Annotated in this window: 21 protein-coding genes; 6 read left to right on the top strand and 15 right to left on the bottom strand. The window is 43.7% G+C overall.

From position 1 onward, the window contains the following. Window positions 1-6: 6 nt before the first annotated feature. Both NIE88_RS05365 and NIE88_RS05370 read left to right on the top strand, forming a co-directional pair. On the top strand, window positions 7-1,047 hold the full coding sequence (locus NIE88_RS05365; protein WP_253059867.1) for an N-acetylmuramoyl-L-alanine amidase: 1,041 nt from the start codon (window positions 7-9) through the stop codon (window positions 1,045-1,047). A gap of 511 nt (window positions 1,048-1,558) precedes the next feature. Then, window positions 1,559-2,299, top strand: a complete 741-nt coding sequence (locus tag NIE88_RS05370; protein ID WP_253059869.1) for a YdcF family protein — start codon at window positions 1,559-1,561, stop codon at window positions 2,297-2,299. 194 nt (window positions 2,300-2,493) lie between these two features. On the opposite strand, the gene NIE88_RS05375 is transcribed toward NIE88_RS05370, so the two are convergent. From NIE88_RS05375 to NIE88_RS05400, 6 genes are all read right to left on the bottom strand, one after another. Then, window positions 2,494-2,610 (bottom strand): YjcZ family sporulation protein, encoded by a 117-nt coding sequence (locus NIE88_RS05375; protein WP_253059871.1) that lies wholly within the window; start codon window positions 2,608-2,610, stop codon window positions 2,494-2,496. A gap of 104 nt (window positions 2,611-2,714) precedes the next feature. Then, window positions 2,715-3,527 carry an energy-coupling factor transporter transmembrane component T family protein gene (locus NIE88_RS05380; protein ID WP_253059873.1) on the bottom strand — a complete coding sequence of 271 codons (813 nt, stop codon included), beginning with the start codon at window positions 3,525-3,527 and terminating at the stop codon, window positions 2,715-2,717. Continuing rightward, window positions 3,524-4,387, bottom strand: coding sequence for an energy-coupling factor transporter ATPase (locus NIE88_RS05385; RefSeq protein WP_253059877.1), 864 nt, complete (start codon window positions 4,385-4,387; stop codon window positions 3,524-3,526). Before NIE88_RS05385 ends, NIE88_RS05380 begins: the two co-directional genes overlap by 4 nt. Beyond that, window positions 4,374-5,234 (bottom strand): energy-coupling factor transporter ATPase, encoded by an 861-nt coding sequence (locus NIE88_RS05390; protein WP_253059879.1) that lies wholly within the window; start codon window positions 5,232-5,234, stop codon window positions 4,374-4,376. Before NIE88_RS05390 ends, NIE88_RS05385 begins: the two co-directional genes overlap by 14 nt. Window positions 5,235-5,330: 96 nt before the next feature. Beyond that, complete coding sequence (locus NIE88_RS05395) at window positions 5,331-5,906, bottom strand: ECF transporter S component (RefSeq protein WP_253059881.1); 576 nt, start codon at window positions 5,904-5,906, stop codon at window positions 5,331-5,333. A gap of 114 nt (window positions 5,907-6,020) precedes the next feature. Further along, the gene (locus tag NIE88_RS05400) at window positions 6,021-6,533 is read right to left on the bottom strand and encodes a GNAT family N-acetyltransferase (protein ID WP_253059883.1); all 513 of its coding nucleotides are present in this window, start codon (window positions 6,531-6,533) and stop codon (window positions 6,021-6,023) included. A 137-nt stretch (window positions 6,534-6,670) separates the two neighbouring features. Here NIE88_RS05400 and NIE88_RS05405 point away from each other — a divergent pair, with 137 nt between their 5' ends. Together NIE88_RS05405 and NIE88_RS05410 are read left to right on the top strand one after the other, a co-directional pair. Continuing rightward, window positions 6,671-6,940 (top strand): glutaredoxin family protein, encoded by a 270-nt coding sequence (locus NIE88_RS05405; RefSeq protein ID WP_253059885.1) that lies wholly within the window; start codon window positions 6,671-6,673, stop codon window positions 6,938-6,940. Window positions 6,941-7,155: 215 nt separating this feature from the next. Then, a complete protein-coding gene (locus tag NIE88_RS05410; protein ID WP_253059887.1) occupies window positions 7,156-7,815 on the top strand; it encodes a VTT domain-containing protein in 660 nt (219 codons plus the stop codon). Window positions 7,816-8,009: 194 nt separating this feature from the next. Here the strand turns inward: NIE88_RS05410 and NIE88_RS05415 are convergent, their stop codons facing one another. The 8 genes from NIE88_RS05415 to larD all read right to left on the bottom strand — a co-directional run bounded on the left by NIE88_RS05415 (window position 8,010) and on the right by larD (window position 16,290). After that, on the bottom strand, window positions 8,010-9,014 hold the full coding sequence (locus tag NIE88_RS05415; RefSeq protein ID WP_253059889.1) for a HoxN/HupN/NixA family nickel/cobalt transporter: 1,005 nt from the start codon (window positions 9,012-9,014) through the stop codon (window positions 8,010-8,012). Window positions 9,015-9,059: 45 nt separating this feature from the next. Then, complete coding sequence (locus tag NIE88_RS05420; protein ID WP_253059891.1) at window positions 9,060-9,788, bottom strand: MIP/aquaporin family protein; 729 nt, start codon at window positions 9,786-9,788, stop codon at window positions 9,060-9,062. A gap of 59 nt (window positions 9,789-9,847) precedes the next feature. Then, on the bottom strand, window positions 9,848-11,077 hold the full coding sequence (larC, locus tag NIE88_RS05425; RefSeq protein WP_253059892.1) for a nickel pincer cofactor biosynthesis protein LarC: 1,230 nt from the start codon (window positions 11,075-11,077) through the stop codon (window positions 9,848-9,850). Beyond that, a complete protein-coding gene (larB, locus tag NIE88_RS05430; RefSeq protein WP_253059895.1) occupies window positions 11,074-11,844 on the bottom strand; it encodes a nickel pincer cofactor biosynthesis protein LarB in 771 nt (256 codons plus the stop codon). The genes larC and larB overlap by 4 nt, the downstream gene beginning before the upstream one ends. Then, on the bottom strand, window positions 11,837-12,691 hold the full coding sequence (gene larE / locus NIE88_RS05435) for an ATP-dependent sacrificial sulfur transferase LarE (protein WP_253059897.1): 855 nt from the start codon (window positions 12,689-12,691) through the stop codon (window positions 11,837-11,839). The genes larB and larE overlap by 8 nt, the downstream gene beginning before the upstream one ends. Before the next feature lie 54 nt (window positions 12,692-12,745). After that, on the bottom strand, window positions 12,746-14,020 hold the full coding sequence (gene larA / locus NIE88_RS05440; protein WP_253059899.1) for a nickel-dependent lactate racemase: 1,275 nt from the start codon (window positions 14,018-14,020) through the stop codon (window positions 12,746-12,748). Window positions 14,021-14,268: 248 nt separating this feature from the next. After that, window positions 14,269-15,183 (bottom strand): LysR family transcriptional regulator, encoded by a 915-nt coding sequence (locus NIE88_RS05445; RefSeq protein ID WP_253059901.1) that lies wholly within the window; start codon window positions 15,181-15,183, stop codon window positions 14,269-14,271. A 396-nt stretch (window positions 15,184-15,579) separates the two neighbouring features. Then, window positions 15,580-16,290: a D/L-lactic acid transporter LarD gene (gene larD / locus NIE88_RS05450; protein ID WP_253059903.1), complete on the bottom strand. Its 711-nt coding sequence runs from the start codon at window positions 16,288-16,290 to the stop codon at window positions 15,580-15,582. 313 nt (window positions 16,291-16,603) lie between these two features. Between larD and NIE88_RS05455 the strand changes: the two genes are divergently transcribed. Together NIE88_RS05455 and NIE88_RS05460 are read left to right on the top strand one after the other, a co-directional pair. After that, on the top strand, window positions 16,604-17,374 hold the full coding sequence (locus tag NIE88_RS05455) for an AraC family transcriptional regulator (RefSeq protein ID WP_253059905.1): 771 nt from the start codon (window positions 16,604-16,606) through the stop codon (window positions 17,372-17,374). A 40-nt stretch (window positions 17,375-17,414) separates the two neighbouring features. After that, window positions 17,415-17,864, top strand: a complete 450-nt coding sequence (locus NIE88_RS05460; RefSeq protein WP_253059907.1) for an acyl-CoA thioesterase — start codon at window positions 17,415-17,417, stop codon at window positions 17,862-17,864. A gap of 61 nt (window positions 17,865-17,925) precedes the next feature. Here the strand turns inward: NIE88_RS05460 and cls are convergent, their stop codons facing one another. After that, a complete protein-coding gene (gene cls / locus NIE88_RS05465; RefSeq protein ID WP_253059909.1) occupies window positions 17,926-19,374 on the bottom strand; it encodes a cardiolipin synthase in 1,449 nt (482 codons plus the stop codon). Between the last annotated feature and the right edge of the window lie 96 nt (window positions 19,375-19,470).

Below are 19,470 nucleotides of genomic sequence, written 5' to 3' on the forward strand. Positions count from 1 at the left end.
CGAGACATGGCAAAATACAGTATTCATGCCGGACATAATGCATTTGTACCGGGCGCGCAGGGATATATTAAGGAGGAAGTGGTGGATCGTATGATTAAAGATGCCACCATTAAGTATTTACGAGCTGACGGCCAAACCGTTTATGACGACACGGATGACGTAGGCAAGACTCAAAATGAAAATTTGTCTGCGATTGTGCGAAACGTGAATGCCCATACCGACCTTACTTTGGCTGTTTCGATTCATTTGAATGCTGGAGGCGGAACCGGAATCGAAGTTTATCAGTATGACAGCAAAACCGATGCGGTAGCCACACGCGTTTTGAATCATATTTGCGCGATAACCGGATTGAGAAGTCGCGGGATTAAGAAAAATACAAGCCTCTATGTTCTCAGAAATACCAAGCCGCAGGCAATTCTCGTGGAATGCGGGTTTGTGGATACAAAAACCGATGCGGAAATTGTTTCAGCGAAAACCGATGTGATCGGAAAGGCGATTGCTGAAGGAATCCTTAATAAAACGATCATTGCAGAAAATGCGCCAAATCAATCAGCAAAATCTGCACCTGCGAAACAGGACGCAACATCGTCTAAGAAGAGCCCATTGTTACAAAATAAATCAACCGGTTCAGCGGTCAAAAAACTGCAACAGGATTTGATTAAAGCCGGTTATTCTATCGGCAAGGCAGGCGTCGATGGTATTTTCGGAACGGCCACGGAACGTGCGGTGCGCGCGTTGCAAAGTGATTATAAAATTGCGGTCGATGGTATTGTCGGGCCAGATACCCGGGCAGCATTAACCAAAGCCGTAACTCGGAAAGCGAAGTCGGCTGCATCATCGGGAACGGCGGTGGTTGCTTATCCCGGAGTGCTCCTTAGACGAGGCAGTCAGGGGAAGGATGTGGAACGGGTTCAACGGGCGCTGTCACTAGCTGTGGACGGTATCTTTGGCCTGAAGACAGAGGAAGCTGTTAAGGCATATCAAAAACGCCATGGACTGACAGTGGATGGAATCGTTGGTATGAAGACATGGAATACATTGTTTTAATTGGGATGCGATTTAAAGGCATGCAAAATGCGTGCTTTTTTTGTTGTCTCGGAATTAAAAAGCGGGTGAAGATTGTTCGTCCAATAATCTGCGGACATTGTGTCGTGATAAAACATCATTGCGAAATCAACGCACGAACAGAGTGACAAGCTGATCCTACTCACAAAAACGGTGATTCAATGCATGAAAAGATAATCCTATGCACGAAAACGTGATGCCAGCGCACGAAATTTCAACTATGAAACGACTACGCTCATTGGCGAACGGATTTCCATAAAAATAAAACAGTGCTCTCGGTTTTTTTATGCACTTAAAGAACAGTTTTTCAGAGTAAAAGTGGGATAACGGCTCAATCTCGGTTACCGTGTACTATTTTCATGACGATATCAAATGATTGCGGCCTCTTTTCTGTAATTGTTCCGTCTATTGGACCACATTCCTTTTTCAAGATGTTACAATCAATTACATGGTGAAGAATCAGTCAGGATTGTCTGATCGGGAGAGGTGAGCTATGGAATACGGCATTAAATTTATTTATGGATTTTTGTTGCCGCCCGGATTATTTGTGACACTGCTTGCCGTAGTCAGTTTTCTATTATTTCAAAAGAAGCGAAGAGCAGCTTATCTAACTGGCGGACTTATGCTTTTTATGTATTTTTCCTTTATTCCGTTAACCGGAATTCTGCTTGTGCACCCACTTGAAGAACGCTATCAGCCTCCCGCTGTTCCAAAAGGTGACGTGATTGCCATGCTTGGCGGCGGAGCGACGCTTGGCACCCCGGATATGAATGGAAACGGTCAGCTCTCCGGAAGCGCAGCGAATCGGCTGCTCACTACATACAGATTGTACAGGCAAACGAGATTGCCGATTATTCTGTCAGGAGGGAAGGTTTATCCGGATAGTGGGGTTGAAGCAGAAATCGGGAAAAGACAGCTGATTGCGCTTGGTGTGCCGAGATCTGAAATTATTGTGGAAAAGAAAAGCATTACGACAAAAACGAATGCTAGAAATACGAAGCAATTGCTTGACCGTTTTCATTTTCACAGACCTATTCTCGTCACATCTGCTTTTCATATGCCGCGTGCAGTCCTGATTTTTAATAAGCAGGGCATGCATGTTACGGCTTATCCGACTGATTACTTGGTAAGCAGGAAGGTTTTCCTGTATCCCGGGCAGTTTGTCCCCTCAAACGGCGGAACCGCATTCACCGCATTGAAAGAGTATGTCGGAATACTTGTTTCACTTTTTTGACGACAAGCGGCAATTGCTGCTATGCGAATGAACGGTATAGGAAAATAATGCTAAATTAAGCAGTTCGTTAGATCGGTTGTGCAAAAAAGAGCGTCCACAGTCCGGACGCTCTTTTTCAGGAGGCTATGCATTTAACTAGAGACAGCGGCATCAATGGGTGCCGGATGGATGAGTTGCTTCAGAACTCAAACGGATCAGTAACAGAATGCAGCACCAACGATAACTAACAAGATGAACAGTACAACGAGCAGAGCAAAGCCGTTGCCGATTCCGCCACTGTAGCTGGCACCGCCTTTATCTGGACAGCCCATGAAAACACCCCCTCATCAATCAGATACTGCATTATATGTATCCAGTTCCGATATTGGGAGGGCAAATATACCGATTAACGTATTCAACGTCAATTCATGAATGATTAGAAAAAAGTTGGAAAATACAAATTGAAAGCGATGGAGAGACCAAAAGCAACACAAAAAAAGACGATTGCTTGGTAGTCTAATCGAGACAGCCTGAGCACATTCATTTTCGTTCGGCCGATTCCGCCTTGATAACAGCGGCATTCAATCGCGTTTGTCAACTCGAATGCACGTCTGAAGGCAGACATGAACAAAGGGAGGATGATCGGAAAATAGGCATGAACTTTTTTATATAGGTTTGCGCTGCTAAGATCAGCACCGCGTGCTTTTTGCGCGTCAATAATGCGATCAAGTTCTTCGGCGATCGTCGGCAAAAAACGGAGTGTGATCGATAGAGTCATTGAAAGTTCATTAACCGGGAAATGGAATCGTTTAAGTGGAGCGAGAAGCTGTTCAAGTCCCGCAGCAAGCTGATTTAGCGAAGTTGTGTATGTGATCAGCGAACATCCGGCAATGAGTGCGGTTAAACGAACGAACAATGTAAAACCGATAAATAGGCCTTGATCTGTAATCCGAATAAAGGAATAGTGGAATACAGGATTCCCTGAGACGTAGAAAATATTAATTAACGCCGTGAAGATAATGACCGGAATCATTGGTCGAACGGCTCGAAATACTTTTTTCGCCGGTACATGGGAACAGGCGATCAGAACTCCGAGCAAGACGATGAGAAAACATAGGCTTAGCGCACTTTTGGATACGAACACTTGAATAATAAAAACAAGGGTCAGGACAATTTTTGTCCGCGGATCAAGCCGATGCAAGAGCGATTGGCCCGGAAGAAATTGACCAACTGTAATATCACGCGTCATTCATCATCTTTCCCTTCAAATAATCTTAAGAGCTCGTTTTCCGCTTGATCCACTGTAACGGCAGAGGTGTCGACCGGATATCCCTTTTTTTTAAGGCCAAGCAGGGCTTTAGTGATTTGCGGAACATCAAGACCGAACTGATTGAGTATACCTGCATGGGCAAAAACAGAAGGAACGGATCCTTCAAGGACAATTCTTCCTTTATCAAGGACAAGCACTCGCTGCACATGCTCGGCAATTTCCTCCATACTATGAGAAACCATGACGATCGCTGTGTTTGTTTTTCGCCGGTACTGTTCCAAATGATCAAACAGGTTGCGGCATCCCTCAGGATCCAGTCCGGCCGTTGGTTCGTCCAGTACCAGTATTGCCGGTCTCATCGCCATGACACCGGCAATAGCAACACGGCGCATCTCTCCGCCTGACAGGCGAAACGGGTTGCGATCCAGATAAGAATCATCAAGACCGACGAAGGACAAAGCTTCACGAACGCGCTGATTAATCGTTTCCTGATCAAGTCCCATATTTTTAGGCCCATAGGCAATATCGCGAGCGACCGTATCTGCAAAGATTTGTGTTTCCGGATATTGAAAGACAAGCCCGATCTGAAAACGAATCGAGCGAATTTGCTTAGGATGTTTCCAGATATCTTCGTTGTTTACAAGTACTTGTCCGGAATCAGGTCGGAGCAATCCGTTAAAGTGACGAATCAGTGTTGATTTTCCTGATCCGGTATGACCAATGATTCCGATGAACGCACCATGTTCAACGGATAAACAAATGTCTTGAAGTGCCTGTTTCTCAAAGGGTGTGCCGGTACCATAACGGAAGCTGATATCTCTGAGTTCAATGATGGCCATAACGTTCCTCCAAAGCAGCAGCCAAGGCCTCCACGCATTGGCCGACCTGAGTCATTCCGTTTGGAATACGAATGCCGCGCTGCTGCAGGCGATGGGCTAATTCGGTAATTTGTGGGACATCCAGCTTTAGTTTCTTTAAGCGTTCAATTTGCTCAAAGGTGCGTTCCGGTGTATCATCGAATGCAATTCGTCCATGATCCATCATAAGTACCCGTTTTGCCTGTGCAGCTTCCTCCATGTGATGCGTAATCAGCACGATCGTGATCCCGAATTCATGATTAAGCCGGCAAATTGTCTGCATGACATCAGTGCGACCCTTTGGATCCAGCATTGATGTTGGCTCATCAAGGACAATGCATTGCGGACGCATCGCGAGAATTCCAGCGATTGCCACACGCTGTTTTTGTCCCCCTGATAATTTAAACGGCGTATGCCTTTTATAATCAAACATATCCACGGCTTCAAGTGCCCAGTCCACACGTTCACGAATTTCTGAAGGCGGCATGCCTAAATTTTCCGGTGCAAAGGCAACATCTTCTTCAACGATCGTTGAGATCAATTGATTGTCAGGATTCTGAAATACCATTCCGATCAGCTTTTTAATCTCAAATTGTTTTTTTTCGTCACCCGTATCCATGCCGTTTACCCGTACGGTGCCGTCTGAGGGCATCAGCAATGCGTTGAAATGCTTCGCGAGCGTTGATTTTCCGCATCCGTTTGATCCGAGAATAGCAATGAATTCACCGTTTTGAATTGTCAAATCAATCCCATTTAAGATCCATTCATTTTGCGACTGGTGATGCAAATATTGAAAGTGGAGATTTTTCGTTTCAATCAGAGCGCTCATGTGAACTCTCCTTATCGTTAAGAATAATTACGGATATGAAAAAATGAAAAAAGTTCGGACGAAATACCCGTCCGAACTTAATCATACACGGTTTAATCAGACTTTGGAAATCCCTTTATTGGAATCGAAGACCGATAATCCCTTCTTTAATGGAAAATACAGCACGGAAACAATGATCACGGTTGAGACCGCATTTATCGCTGTTGCCGGCAGACTGGTAAACGCACCGACAACGGATGCGCCAAACGCGCTGCCGCCAAGCAATAATACAATCAAGCCATGCAGAAACTCAAGTACGATTTTTGATGCACCTGCGATCAGAGCAAGAATGAAGATATTCAATGGTTTGTCAACATGTTTCAGCAGACGGAAGGCGAAGGTCACGATGCCTGCAACAAGGAATGCAAGGATGACGGTCACCGGTGCAGTCGACGCATAGCCGCTCAGCAGATCGAAAAGTCCAAGACCGATCGCGCCCGCCAGGCCTCCGCGGAATCCCCCAAGAAGCAGGACGGCGAGAACGAGCAGCGAATTGCCAAAATGAATGAACGGTGCACCAACAGCTGCCGGAAGCGGGATTCTAAGAGCAGAGATACCAAGGTATGTCACTGCAGCAAAGAGTGCGACAAGTACAATGTCGCGCACACCAAATGAATTTTTTGGATTGCTCATTGTTTGATTCTCCTTTTAAATTAAATAAATGATTTTATTAAGTCCATAAACCCTACTTACCTGCAGGGGATTAAGGATGATTTTACTATTTGCCTTTTGAACTGTCAATAGAATTCAGTGAACAGTTAACGTAGTTTTGGTCAGCCGATATGAATGGCCGAATTGCGTTTTCTTGCTTGCCGTGAAACCGCATTTTTGGAATGCGCGTCTCGATCCGATATTATCATCATAGATGTCTTCCACGTAGAGTTCTTTTATCCCATAATTCATGGCTCGTATCGTTAAGGCACGAATGACCTGGCTTCCGATTCCCTTACCGCGATACGCGGGATCGCCGATGACGATCGGCAGATCATGAGGACATAGTGTAACGTCCCCTATAGCATGGAACCATCCGTTATCCGCACATTCAATGTAGTACAATTCGCCATGCTGCTCAAGGTAATCATACATCCGTTTTAAACGCACAAGATCAAACGGTGCGGGGTTGTTCCGGCAGACAAGCCGCAATGTTTCTTCATTCTGATACCAAACTAAAGCTTGAGGGGCGACCCTATTGAATTTACGGAGACGGAGCGTACATGAAATATTCAGCAATTCCGGCTGTTTTGCATCAAACAGGTTCATTTATGCTTCCTCCATTTTAAGGTTTTGCTCCAAGTATATATCAGTTTTCCCACATGGAATCTGTTCAATGGTCGTGAAACAGGTTGCATGACAGAATCGCTGATCATTGGTTACAATAGAAGAAAGGAGTGAACATAATGGCTGACAAAAAAGTATTGATGATAACAAAAACAGTATGTCCCTATTGTGATCGGGCGAAGATGGTGCTGAACCATGCGCTTGACGGGAAATATAATGATCAAATTGAAGTGTTTGTGCGTGAAGATGATGAAGAACGATTTGCGCAGCTGAAAGAAAAATATCAATTCATGACGGTTCCGACTTTTGTTGATCAGACAACAGGTAAAACGCTGAGCGATTCCAGAGAAGAAACGATTACAGCTTTTATGAAAGAAGCAATCGGCTGAGTTTGCCCGCACATGCCCGAGATTCCCGTCTCGGGCTCTTTTTTTGTTAAGAGATTCTTAAAAGTCATTGTTTCGTATTGAGAGAATGAAAATTAGGGTTTTCTAATGATTGAAAATCAGGTACGATGAAGATTAGGTTATTTAGGTTACAGCTTTTCCAACAGACATTTTGTATACTTGTTTGAAACAGGACAAATTGGCGAGGAGACGTATTGATGAATTCTGTATCTTGGTTTATTGATGTCTTTCTGCATATTGATCAATTTCTCACTCAAATTGTGAATCAATATGGCGCATGGACGTATGCGATTTTATTTATTGTGATCTTCATTGAAACGGGGCTGGTGATCTGTCCGTTTCTGCCTGGCGATTCGCTGCTGTTTGCTGCCGGTGCGATTGCCGCTCACAGTGGAACGGAACTCAATATTTGGCTGCTCGTGATTTTAATAGCGATTGCCGCGGTGCTTGGCGATACCATTAATTATTGGGTCGGCCGTGAGATTGGACAATCATTGGAGAAGCATAATCGTTTTCACAAATTGATTAATAAAGAAAAGATGGAGAAGGCGCAGCATTTTTTCAATAAATATGGCGGTTTTGCCGTATTTCTCGGTCGTTTTGCACCGTTCATCCGCACGTTTATTCCATTTATTGCAGGGGCAAGCCGGATGCATTACCCGTTCTTTATCTTCTACAATGTATTAGGCGGCGTCGTTTGGACACTGGCAGGACTGATGGCCGGCTTCTTTTTCGGACAGATACCCTTCATTAAGGATAATTTTTCGTTAATGATGCTATTGATCGTCTTTGTGTCGCTTCTGCCGATGCTGCTTGTCATGATTAAAAATATGTTCAAAGGAAAACGTTTTGATTAATGCTTTGTGGGCATCCCGATCTTTATGATTTAACGCTCATTTGCTCGCACTTAATTTACATGGTTACGATAAAAAAACAGAGCGCCCCTGGCTTAAAAGACCCATCTTTTAAGCCAGGGGCGTAGTTCTTGTCAATGATCGAAGTACCAGATACACAAATTGTATGAGCTGTAAGCAAAACAATTTGATCATGACTATTGTCTCAGTATTGCTTTATCCTTCCGCCACAGAATAAGTGCGATCACCCATGATGTGAGCAATAATGAGACAAGTAAATAGCCGATTGAATTCAAATTTAACGAACTGATAAAATGCCAGAACGAACCCTTCCATTGAAAAAGACTGGAAAATGTTTGCACCAATTCTGTAAAGCCTATAAACACGGCTGCAGAGACAGATAAACTTGTAATGATTAAATTATAAATAATTTTTCCAGCGGGATTCAGTAGCGCCATTTTGTAGGCGCGCGACATCATGACAGAATCCAGCGTATCAACAATAATCATGCCCGACGTAAATAATAAAGGGATAGAGAGAATAGCCGGAACTGAAAAGAATCCCTTTGTCAATTCGGCAGACAGGGCAAGAACAGCGACTTCGGTTGTCGTGTCAAAACCTAATCCGAACAAGAAACCTATCGGATAAATGTGCCAACTGCGATTGACAAAATGAAACAGACGATGGAAGATCCGTGTTAAAAATCCATAGGGTGCTGCGTCTGTCATTTCTTCATTGACCATATCTGTGTCTCTCTTTCTAAATGCTCTAATTAAATTTGAGAGCGTAATTAAATTTAATGTAGCAATCAAAAGTAGAAACATCCCTGAAATAAATGGACCGAAAAGGCCGCCAATTTGACTGATGATACCAAATTGTTGTTGAGACCAGTGAACAAACAGGCTCATAAGTAAGGACATAATGATGACCACGGTTGAATGGCCGAACGAAAAGAAAAAACCGACCCCGGAAGAATCCTGTTTCTGCTCAACGAGTTTGCGTACGGTATTGTCGATCGCTGCAATATGATCCGCATCAAATGCATGGCGCAAGCCAAGCAGATAGGCAATTAAACCTGCGCCCATAATTGCCGGATGAAGGCCTGATACAATGAAGAAAAGAACGAAACTCATTACATTGAACAGAATACATGTCATAATGTAAACGACACTGTGCCGATAAATTTGAATAGTTGGTTTCATTGGAAAACCCTCATTTCATGACAAAAAATCGAACATAAATGGAAATTAATAGATTCCTTTAAAAAGTAGAACGGCACAGATAGCAGCAATGATCGGCGAAACGACAGGAATCCATGAATAATTCCAATCAGAAGTACCTTTCTGTCGCAGTGGGAAAAGGGCATGTACAATACGTGGTCCTAGATCACGTGCAGGATTCAGTCCGGGACCGGTCGGACCTCCGAGTGAAGCGACAAGTGCCCATACAAGGAACCCTAATCCGAGTTGAGCGACGCCCGTTTCATGGGTCAATACAGTCGAATGTGTGATCAGCATCGCCCCGAAGACAAGAATAAACGTACCGAGAAATTCATTGACAAAGCCATCCCATTGGCTGCCTGATGCTGAAATGGTGGAACAAGTACCCAAAACTGCCTGATGATTATCTGTTTGATCATAAAAAGGTTTATAAGCAAAAATTAATAAGATCTGCCCGAGCATCGCTCCGATCATTTGGGAGATAATATAGGGAAGTACGTCGGACCATGGAAAAAGACCTCCAACAGCGGTTCCCAATGTAATTGCCGGATTAATTTGGCAGCCGCTGATCGGCCCAAACATCATGACAGGAATCATGACCCCGAAACCGTAACCGACCGCGATAATCATCCATCCGTTGTGGTAGCCCTTGGTGCCTTTTAATTCAACGTTTGCAACGGCACCGTTTCCTAAAATAATCATAATTGCTGTACCGATGAGTTCACTGATACAACGAACGGTTAATGAGTAAGTCATCTTGTTTTCTTTCCTTTCATTGCGATATCCATTGAATTTTATTTGTGCAGACCAATTTTTTACATCGTGTCGGCAGTTTGATTTTTCTGTAACTGTAGAATACTTTGGCGCGCGGCATCATAGACAGCCGTCAGCGGCACCTGGTTTTCTTCTGCAAGAAAAGCGCAATCATCAAATTCCGGCGCCCATTTTTCAACATTATTCCGTATCGCGTGTTTGACATGAATTTGGCCGTATGGTGTGGCCAGCTGAATAAATTCACGGTGCATTTTATAGCGCGGACAATGAAAGACACGCACGCCAAGAGTTGTCGTTTCTTTGAAAATAATTTCAGTAATTTTTTCTTCATCTTCAGGTTTCGCCAGTACCGAGAGTTTAACTGCCGGACGGTTTTTTTTCATATAGATCGGTGTGTAATAGGCGTCCAGAGCTCCTTGACAAAGTAGGTGATTCATTGCGTAGCCAAGGATTTCACCTGTTTGGTCATCAATATTTGCTTCAAGCAGAACGACTTCATCCTGTGTACTGTTCTCTGGCTGCCCTTGTTCACCAAGAATCCCTCGCAGAGCATTTATTCGGCCTGTACTACGTTTTCCTGTTCCGTATCCGATTCGTTGAATATTCATCATGGGAACAGCTCCAAACTTGCTGGCGATGGTTTTAACAATGGCCATTCCGGTTGGTGTAACCAGTTCGGTTGCTACATCATCTTGAATATAGGGAATCGCTCGGCTGCCTGAGGCGAGCATTTGTGCAACGGCAGGAACAGGGACGGGCATCTGACCATGGGCACACGTAATAAAGCCGTGACCATCGTGAAGAGGCGAGGCATGAATCTTCTTTATGCCCAATTTCTCTAAACCGATAAATGTTCCGACTATATCAACAATACTGTCCACTGCACCAACCTCATGAAAGTGCACATCGTCAATTGACTTGCCATGAACATGCGCTTCTGCTTGAGCAACTTCTTCAAACACACGTACGGACATCGTTTTGACCCACTCGGACAGAGAACTTTCATGGATGATTTTACAGCAATCTGACAAATTACGATGAAGCCCATGGTGATGCCCCTTCCCGTGGGCTTCATGAGTAAGCATGACCGTGACATCGCTGCCGCAAATTGCTCCTGTCCTTTTTTTTGAAAAATGAACCGTGTAGCCGCCCATATTCATTTTTCTTAATTCTCCGGTCAGATCGCTTTCTTTAAGCCCCAAGTCGATTAACAGGCCTAAAAGCATATCTCCGCTGATTCCTGAGAAGCAGTCTAAATACAAAATCTTCATAATTGACACCTGTTCTCCAATTCTTTTATAATTAAACTGGCATTGTATGCGGCGCCAAAACCATTATCAATATTAACGACGCTTACGCCGCTGGAACAACTGTTCAGCATGGAAAGCAGAGCGGCGAGACCGTTGAAGCTGGAGCCGTATCCGACGCTTGTCGGAACGGCTATGACCGGCCGGTCAACCAAACCACCGACGACACTGGCTAATGCACCTTCCATACCTGCGATAACGATAATGACGTCCGCTTTTCTGATTTTATCGAGCTGAGCGAATAACCGATGAATGCCAGCAACGCCGACATCATAGATGCGTTCTACCGAGTTGCCAAACGCTTCGGCGGTAACTGCTGCTTCTTCAGCCACGCCAATGTCCGAGGTTCCGGCAGTGACAATGGCAAGATAATGCGTGCTGGACGTGTTTGGGCTCGATGGATGAATGACGATACAGCGCGCCTCAGGGTAATAGACGGCTTCGGGAACAACTTCCAATACGCCTCGATAGTCTTGTTCCGAAGCACGTGTTGCAAGAACGGTGTTTCCTGTGCGGGCGAGAACCTTGGCAATCTTCTGTGTTTGGTGCACCGTTTTTCCTTCGCAATAAATGACTTCAGGAAATCCGTTGCGAAGCTTTCGATGATGGTCAATTTTGGCGAAGCCAAGATTTTCGAACGGCAGTGTTTTTAAATGGCCGATTGCTTCATCAAGATCCAGTGTTCCGTCTTTAACTTGAGACAACAAGGCTCTTAAGTTGTCTTCATACATGACTGTTCATGCTCACTTTGATCTTTGTTTTATTATCCAGGTTTTCATTTAAACTGCCTCGTCGGTAGCCTTGCAGGTCGAGTGTCGTATAAGCAAATCCGATTTTTCGAAACTGCTCGGCCACACGATCCATCACTTCGGCATCAAAGAAGATCTGCCGTTCCTCCGGCGCAACCTCAATCCTTGCGATATTTCCATGATGATAGCGCACACGCAGATTACGGATGTTCAGCTCTTTCAAAACATGTTCTGCTTCGCTGATTTTCTTTAACTTTTCCTCGGTGATCTGTTCTCCGTATTGAACTCGTGAAGCAAGACACGCACTGGCCGGCTTGTTCCATGTCGGCAGATGATACATCTTTGAAAAGAAGCGGATATCCGCTTTTGTCATTCCCGCTTCTTTAAGCGGACTGACGACACCGATCTCTTTCAGTGCGCGCATGCCCGGGCGGAAGTCGCCTTTGTCGTCAAGATTAATTCCGGCAGCCAGCCAATGAATCCCTTGCCTCTGCGCTTCTTTGGACATCTCGCTGAATTCCATCGCCTTGCAATAATAGCAGCGGTTTGCCGAATTGTGCCGGAAATCGGCTTTCTCGAGTTGATTCATTTGAATAATTTTGTAATTAATCGTATTGTTTTTTAGAAAAGACTTCACATCTTTTAAATCGTCTTCGGTGACCGTCGGCGATTGGATGGTCAGTGCTAGGGCACCGTTCTGCAATTCTTCTTGAGCTACTTTTAATAAAAAGGTACTGTCGACACCGCCGGAAAATGCAATCGCTATTTTCTTGTATCCGCGCAACAGTGTTTTTAATTTATCTAGTTTAGAAGCTTGCGAGGGCAGCATAAGTACAGCTCCTTTAATGAATCGATGAATGCTCTTTTCTGAGACATTCACCGTTTATTTCACAATAACGCCAAGACCATCAGGGATCACGGTTACGTTCGCATCCTCTCCCATACGCGCGAATGCTTTTTCCAGTGCCTCGTCCAGTGTAAGGGCAAGTTCCATATGCATGGAGGTAACCAGGTTCGGATCAACGAGGTCAGACACAATAATGACATGATGTCTGGAAAGAATTCGTGCCAAAATTTGCGATGTCCATTGATCCGGAACGGTTTCCTGACGAGCAGTGTGTGTTGCTTTTTCGAGGAACTCTGCTGGATCATCGACGTCTGCGATATTGTGATAGAATCCTTCGCCGCCATGTCCGTCGGCACAGCCGGCAACCATGATAATGACTCCGCCTTCGTTGTTTGTTGCTTCTGCTGCGGTCATTCCTTTGACCGCTTGGTAGATATTCTGATCAAGAGGGTAGCCGCCGTTGGTTACTACGGTAATTTCACTCGGCACCTTTTTCACCTCGGCCATCTGTTCAACGAAACGACAGCCTGTCTTGTGTGCTTCTTCCAGATCCCCGGCGAAACTTTTGATCACCTTTTTGCTCTCATCCAGAACGACATTAAGAATAAATTTCAGCTTTGCCGTTTTTGCCGCGTAGAGCATATCCTTATGAATCGGATTATGGTGAAGATTGCCTGTACGCGCCTGATCTGAATCAATAAATTCACCGCAGTGGTTGGCCATGATTGTCTTGTACGATGCAATACCTGGAAGTACTGATTTTCGACCGCCGGAAAAGCCTGCAAAGAAATGCGATTCAATGAATCCCTCGGCAATCAGTAAATCAGCTTCGATTGCTGTTTTATTTACAATACAAGGGCCGCCGGAGGGAAGGGTCCCGATTTTAATCATCGATGCATCATCGGTGGACACATGCATCACGATTTGTTCGTCAGCAACAATACGTTCCCCATATTTATTGACAAGTTCTTCATGAGTGGATGGCCGATGAAATCCAGTTGCAACAAGAATCTTAATCTCTGCATTGGGTTCAACGGAACGAATACGCCGCAAAAGGATCGGCATTGTGATTTTTGATGGAACCGGCCGCGTGTGATCAGAACTGATAATGACAATCTTTCTCTTGCCTTTTACCAGTTTTTCCAATTTTGGAGAACCAATTGGATGATCAAGTGAAGCCTCAACAATCTCTGATTCTGATTGGTGGGCTTCGCTGATTTCGGTCTCCGATTTGAGAATGCCGGCTAAATGTGCTTCATCAATGGATAAATTCAGTTGTTTTTTGTCATAAGGTAATTTTATCGTTGACACTACATTCATCCCTCTTCAGGTTCGCTATGGAATGCGCATTCCGTTGCTTTTCTTGACTTAAGAGCTCATAAAGAAGCATACACAGACTTTTGCGTTTTGTATAACAAATATAAAAGATGACAGTTATAAAAAAAAATGATGGCAGCTTGTGGGGAAGGAGATAAGGTGGGACAGAAAAAGTGAAAAGGCTTTCGATGCGGAAAATCTTTGGTGAACCTGCGAAGAATTAAAAAAGAGTAAAGGCTTTGTTATTCCATTCGAAACGCTTTATTGAGCTTAATGACGTAATCGATAAACAGCTTCATCATATCGTATTTGGGATTTTCTTTTTTGTATAAGAGATAGGTTTTCAGATCAAGAATCGGGTCAATGGCATACTGCATTCCCGGCTGCCTATTTTCTTGAAGCGCGGTAAGCAGCCGTTCGGGAAGCAGGGCGCCCGAATTATTCTCTTTGCAGTAATTTACGATGGCATAGGGTGTGGATAATTGAACCGTCGCCTTGGGTTCGGCATGGGCATTATGAATTAAATAGTTGTCGGTGATACTGCTCATCAGATAATGTGTCGGATATTTGACGAACGGGTAGTGTAAAATTGTTTCGGCACTGATCTTCTTTCCAAAAAAAGATAGATTCGGGGCGTAATAGGCAATTCGATCCATTCTGAAAAAAGCCTTGTCGTAGGGACCCAATTGCATATCAGGCGAAAGAAATGTCGAGGCAATATCAATACGTTCGTTTTCCAAAGAATGAATCAAATTACTTTTTTCCATGCTGTAGACGGTAATGAAAATATTAGAATATTTTTGATGAAAATAGGCGGCATGCTGATTCATGAGCACATCACCCAATGAGGTCAGTACGCCGACTTTCAGCTCAAGTGGTTTTTTGCCAGTAACCTGTTGGACATCATAAATGGCTGTTTTTAAATTTGGAAGAATTTCATTTATTTTTCGGTAAAAAAATTCTCCTTCCGGAGTGAGCTTACTGCCTCGATTAGAACGCTCAATCAGCTTAACGCCGATGATTTGCTCCAATTTTTTCATTTGAAAACTGAAGGCCGATTGAGTTACCTTGGCCTCTTTAGCTGCCAGAGAAAAATTTTTAAATCGACCATAGATCAGAAAATCCTCAAGTTCTGTAATGCTTGGCATATCCACCATAATAGTACACCTCTAATCTGTTTAAAATTATTACGTGAGAAAATGGCTGCGAACCCATTTCTTTTCCAGTCACTCGAATAAGTTTACGCTGAAAATAATTTGTTTGTAAAGAGATTCCGAAAGTCCGGGCATTCCGGAAAAAGCAGGTAAATCAAAATTTAAAAATCACAACATATTAGAAGGAACCTGATTGTTTGTTACAATTTAGGCACAATATTGTGAATTAATTAATAAGAAAAATATACATTTTAAGTAATATTGCAATAATTAATTTTTAGTCTGCTCCTATTTTATGTTTCTTCGCAGTGGCAAATGAAATAAATTTGAATGAATAAAAAGACCGGAAGAGCAGTAATTAACGCCTTCCGGTCTTGCTATGCTTTTTATGAATATAAATTAGAGGCCGAGGAACCCGCGAGCAAATAAAGCCGCGCAAGCTGCGCCGAGGAACGGTGCGATCCCTGGTACAAGAATGCCGTATTGCCAGTCATTGTTTGCTTTCCCGCCCGGAATCGGCAGAATGGCATGAGCAATACGAGGGCCCATGTCTCGAGCGAGGTTCATGGCGAATCCTGTAGGACCACCCATGCCCATACCGATTGCCCATACAAGAAGACCAACGGCGATCGGCACGATTCCCGGTGTTTTAACTGAGCAGATTGCTAAGATTGCGGTAATAAAAATAAACGTATCAATAAATTCGACAAAAAAGTTGCGCGGTAAATTGCGCACGTTTGGGTTTGTTGAGAAGATGTTGCGAATTTTTACCCGGTCGATATCCTTCGATGCTTTGAATTGATCGTAATAAGCGATAAAGACAACGATAGAACCGACGATACCGCCGAGTACTTCTGCAATACTTAATGGGATCACGCTTGACCATGGAATGTTGCCGAGAATGGCTTGTGCGACAACCATCGCGGGATTGATGCAAACATTTCCAAAGATAAATAATGAGATTGTAATACCGAAACCCCATGTTGTAATGGCGAAAATGTGACCGGAGTTCTGATATTTTGATGTCTTCAGCACCTCACAGCAGTGCACGCCGACACCAAAAATAATCATTAACGCCGTCCCCAAAAATTCCGCGATTAACTGATGCATTGATTCATTTTCCCCCTGCAATTTGTTTTAACAGGAAGAGTATAAAAGGAATGCAAGTCCATTACTTTTCCGTTTTTCGGATTTAATTTTTCCATTTTTCATAGTATGCGGTTACAAAATGCAAATTTGTTGACTTCTAGGATTTGGATTGACTTTTTATTAAGAAAAGAGCTATTTTCGAACGCACACGTTTCTATTATCTGATATACTACCAAATGAAGGTTAATTGAGAGGGAAAAACGGATAGAAGATTAAAAGGAGACGGCCATTCGTCAACCGAGACAGACAACAAGATGACAGGAGGTCCGACCCATTGGAAGGCATCTATTTTTACTTTATGTCATTCAGCGAGGAACAACATTATTGTAGCGCGACGCATTGTAAAATTGTGATTCCGATTCATGGATACACGGGTATCTTAACTCAGTCCGGCGAAAAGCGAGTGAATAGTTCTCAGTTTTGCTTGCTATCTGTCGGTCTTTCTTACTCTCTCTGCTCAACTGAGTCTAATGAAAGTCTTGTGATTGAAATCCCCGGACGTTACATCCGTGAAAATCTGAGAAATCAATTGGACGGGCAAAGTGAGTTGATTTGGAACTTAAGCATCATCTGGCAGTCCGTTAAGGATCTGCTCATTCATGAAGTGATGCAGGGCAATCATGAAGAGGCTGTTATATTGCTCAATTACTGGCTTCATAAAATGGCCGAGAAACCGGCGAGCGTGTCCATACGTTTCATTCATCAGCATTATACTGAAAAGATCGACGTGAAATCGCTTGCTGCGATGGAGCATTATACGCCATCCTATTATTGTGATTGGTTTAAACGCAAAATGAAGATGACCCCGCTTGAATATATTCATTTTCTTCGCATTCATCGAGCAAAGGAGCTGCTTGGTGATTCGAAATTGAGTGTGCTGACAATTTCCTATCAGTTAGGCTATGAATATAATGCTTCGTTTACAAAAATGTTTAAGAAGTATGAACAATGCTCTCCTTCGGAATATCGCGCGGAAAAGCTTCTTCCGAACACGGAATTGTTAAGGAAGACTGGCACACAGTCAGGCTCGGTTGTGGTAAACTAGTCCCCGGTAGCTATTAATCGGAACTCATGGGGGCTTATAAATGATTACGACAAAACTTCCGGTACGTTTTGTTGACTGCGATGCTATGGGGCACGTTAACAATGCAGTCTACTATACTTACTTCGAAGAAGGGAAACGCGAGATTTTCCGCTGGTTCACGCCGAATATGGATTTGAATGACTGGCGTGTGATTGTTGCTTCGACACATTGTGATTACATTCAGGAAATCAACTATGACGAAGAAATTACCATTTATACATGGATCAGCACGATTTCCCGTTCCAGCTTTGATGTGGAACATGCGATTGCGGGACCGAGCGGCAATTGGCATGCACGTGGACGCGTGACGCTTATCGGTTATGACTATAGGACGAAACAGGTTGTTCCGCTGACCGAAGCGATTAAGGGAATTCTCAGGCAGCATCAGGATGTACCTGAAGGTGTTCCCGCATTAAGACCGATTCGTATGTCTGAAGGAATAGAAGAATAAATGAATAACAAACAAGAAAAAGAGCCAAGCGATGGGGATTTCGCTCGGCTCTTTCATTTTACTACAGCACCGGGGACAGCAAGCGCGAGATACTTTCTTTAAATTTGATAATAAAGGAACGATTGCGGTAGTCGGACATAGTCAATTCTTTTGATAATCGAATATCCTTCTTAAAGATTTGCGACAGCTGTTTCGCGGTTTGCTGATGGTAGATAAACGCATTGACTTCAAAGTTGAGACTGAAGCTGCGAAAATCGAGATTTGACGTACCGACGGTTGCAATGCGGTCATCAACAATGATTGTTTTCGCGTGCAGAAAGCCGTTTTGGTAACGGTAAACACGTGCTCCTGCTTCAAGCAGCAGTCCGACATTCGAGAAAGTTGCCCAATAGACAAATGGATGATCCGGCTTGTTCGGGATCATGATCCGGACATCCACATGCGAGAGGGATGCAATCGATATGGCATTCATCAGACTTTCATCCGGGATCAGATAAGGGGTTTGGATGTAAATGGTTTCTTTTGCCGACAGGATCATTTTAATAAATGCATTTTTAATTTGTTCCCATTTCTGATCGGGACCGCTTGATACGATTTGAATGCCGACCTCCCCATACTTTTTCTGATCATCCATTGAATAATAGGATTGAAACGGAACCTGTTCACCTGATGCCTGGTTCCAATCAAGAAAGAATCGTGATTGAATGCTGTTCACAGCTTCTCCGACAATTCGCAAATGCGTATCACGCCAAAAACCGAATTTCTTACTGAGACCAAGATATTCATCGCCAACATTGAATCCGCCGATGTAGCCGATTGAACTGTCGACAATAACGAGTTTCCGGTGATTACGATAATTAATACGCAAATTCAAGAGCGGTAGACGACCAGGGAAAAAGGTGTGAAATTTGCCGCCTGCATGAGTCAGGCGGCGGATAAGTTTCTTGGGCAGGCGTCTTGAACCTTCATCATCGACAAGCAGGCGGACAATGACTCCTTGTTCCGCTTTTTGAATGAGTGTGTCAATCAATTCATTTCCTAAAAAATCACCCCGAAAAATGTAGTATTCAATATGAATATGGTGTTTTGCAGATCGGATATCCTGCAGAAGACTCTGAAACTTGGATTCTCCGCTTGTGAAAATAGACAATTTATTATTTAAGGTAAGCGGTGCTTCATCATTATTAAGATTCATATAAATAAGACCGTGATAATCGCAAAGGATCGGTTGGGAGAAGGGGGGGTCATGGTTGACAATCTTAAGCATTTGTCTGCCAACCGTTTCTTTTGTTCGCTGATGAACCGCATGATCCCACTTAAAGATTTTTCGTCTGCTCAAGTTTTGTCCGAAGATAATATATAATATGAATCCGACAATTGGGAGAAAGTTGAGAATCATCAACCATGCCCAAGTGGAGCTGACGCTTTTACGTTCGAGAAAGACGACAGTCGCCCCAAGCAGAAGGTTGGTTCCAAGTAAAATCGTCAGTAAGATTGAAATGATGCTCATTATGCCACATCCTTTTTCCTGCCGAGTACATGATAGTTGATTATACCCCTAAACAAGTCAATCATGCTAGAGGCTGGCGCCGCCGCACTTTGAAAA

Source organism: Sporolactobacillus shoreicorticis, assembly GCF_024125445.1.
GTDB classification, from domain to species: Bacteria; Bacillota; Bacilli; order Bacillales; family Sporolactobacillaceae; genus Sporolactobacillus; species Sporolactobacillus shoreicorticis.

Coding starts and splice junctions, on each gene's coding strand:
- NIE88_RS05365 (WP_253059867.1), top strand. CDS start 7: ATGGCAAAATACAGTATTCATGCCGGACATAATGCATTTGTACCGGGC.
- NIE88_RS05370 (WP_253059869.1), top strand. CDS start 1,559: ATGGAATACGGCATTAAATTTATTTATGGATTTTTGTTGCCGCCCGGA.
- NIE88_RS05375 (WP_253059871.1), bottom strand. CDS start 2,610: ATGGGCTGTCCAGATAAAGGCGGTGCCAGCTACAGTGGCGGAATCGGC.
- NIE88_RS05380 (WP_253059873.1), bottom strand. CDS start 3,527: ATGACGCGTGATATTACAGTTGGTCAATTTCTTCCGGGCCAATCGCTC.
- NIE88_RS05385 (WP_253059877.1), bottom strand. CDS start 4,387: ATGGCCATCATTGAACTCAGAGATATCAGCTTCCGTTATGGTACCGGC.
- NIE88_RS05390 (WP_253059879.1), bottom strand. CDS start 5,234: ATGAGCGCTCTGATTGAAACGAAAAATCTCCACTTTCAATATTTGCAT.
- NIE88_RS05395 (WP_253059881.1), bottom strand. CDS start 5,906: ATGAGCAATCCAAAAAATTCATTTGGTGTGCGCGACATTGTACTTGTC.
- NIE88_RS05400 (WP_253059883.1), bottom strand. CDS start 6,533: ATGAACCTGTTTGATGCAAAACAGCCGGAATTGCTGAATATTTCATGT.
- NIE88_RS05405 (WP_253059885.1), top strand. CDS start 6,671: ATGGCTGACAAAAAAGTATTGATGATAACAAAAACAGTATGTCCCTAT.
- NIE88_RS05410 (WP_253059887.1), top strand. CDS start 7,156: ATGAATTCTGTATCTTGGTTTATTGATGTCTTTCTGCATATTGATCAA.
- NIE88_RS05415 (WP_253059889.1), bottom strand. CDS start 9,014: ATGAAACCAACTATTCAAATTTATCGGCACAGTGTCGTTTACATTATG.
- NIE88_RS05420 (WP_253059891.1), bottom strand. CDS start 9,788: ATGACTTACTCATTAACCGTTCGTTGTATCAGTGAACTCATCGGTACA.
- larC (WP_253059892.1), bottom strand. CDS start 11,077: ATGAAGATTTTGTATTTAGACTGCTTCTCAGGAATCAGCGGAGATATG.
- larB (WP_253059895.1), bottom strand. CDS start 11,844: ATGTATGAAGACAACTTAAGAGCCTTGTTGTCTCAAGTTAAAGACGGA.
- larE (WP_253059897.1), bottom strand. CDS start 12,691: ATGCTGCCCTCGCAAGCTTCTAAACTAGATAAATTAAAAACACTGTTG.
- NIE88_RS05445 (WP_253059901.1), bottom strand. CDS start 15,183: ATGGTGGATATGCCAAGCATTACAGAACTTGAGGATTTTCTGATCTAT.
- larD (WP_253059903.1), bottom strand. CDS start 16,290: ATGCATCAGTTAATCGCGGAATTTTTGGGGACGGCGTTAATGATTATT.
- NIE88_RS05460 (WP_253059907.1), top strand. CDS start 17,415: ATGATTACGACAAAACTTCCGGTACGTTTTGTTGACTGCGATGCTATG.
- cls (WP_253059909.1), bottom strand. CDS start 19,374: ATGAGCATCATTTCAATCTTACTGACGATTTTACTTGGAACCAACCTT.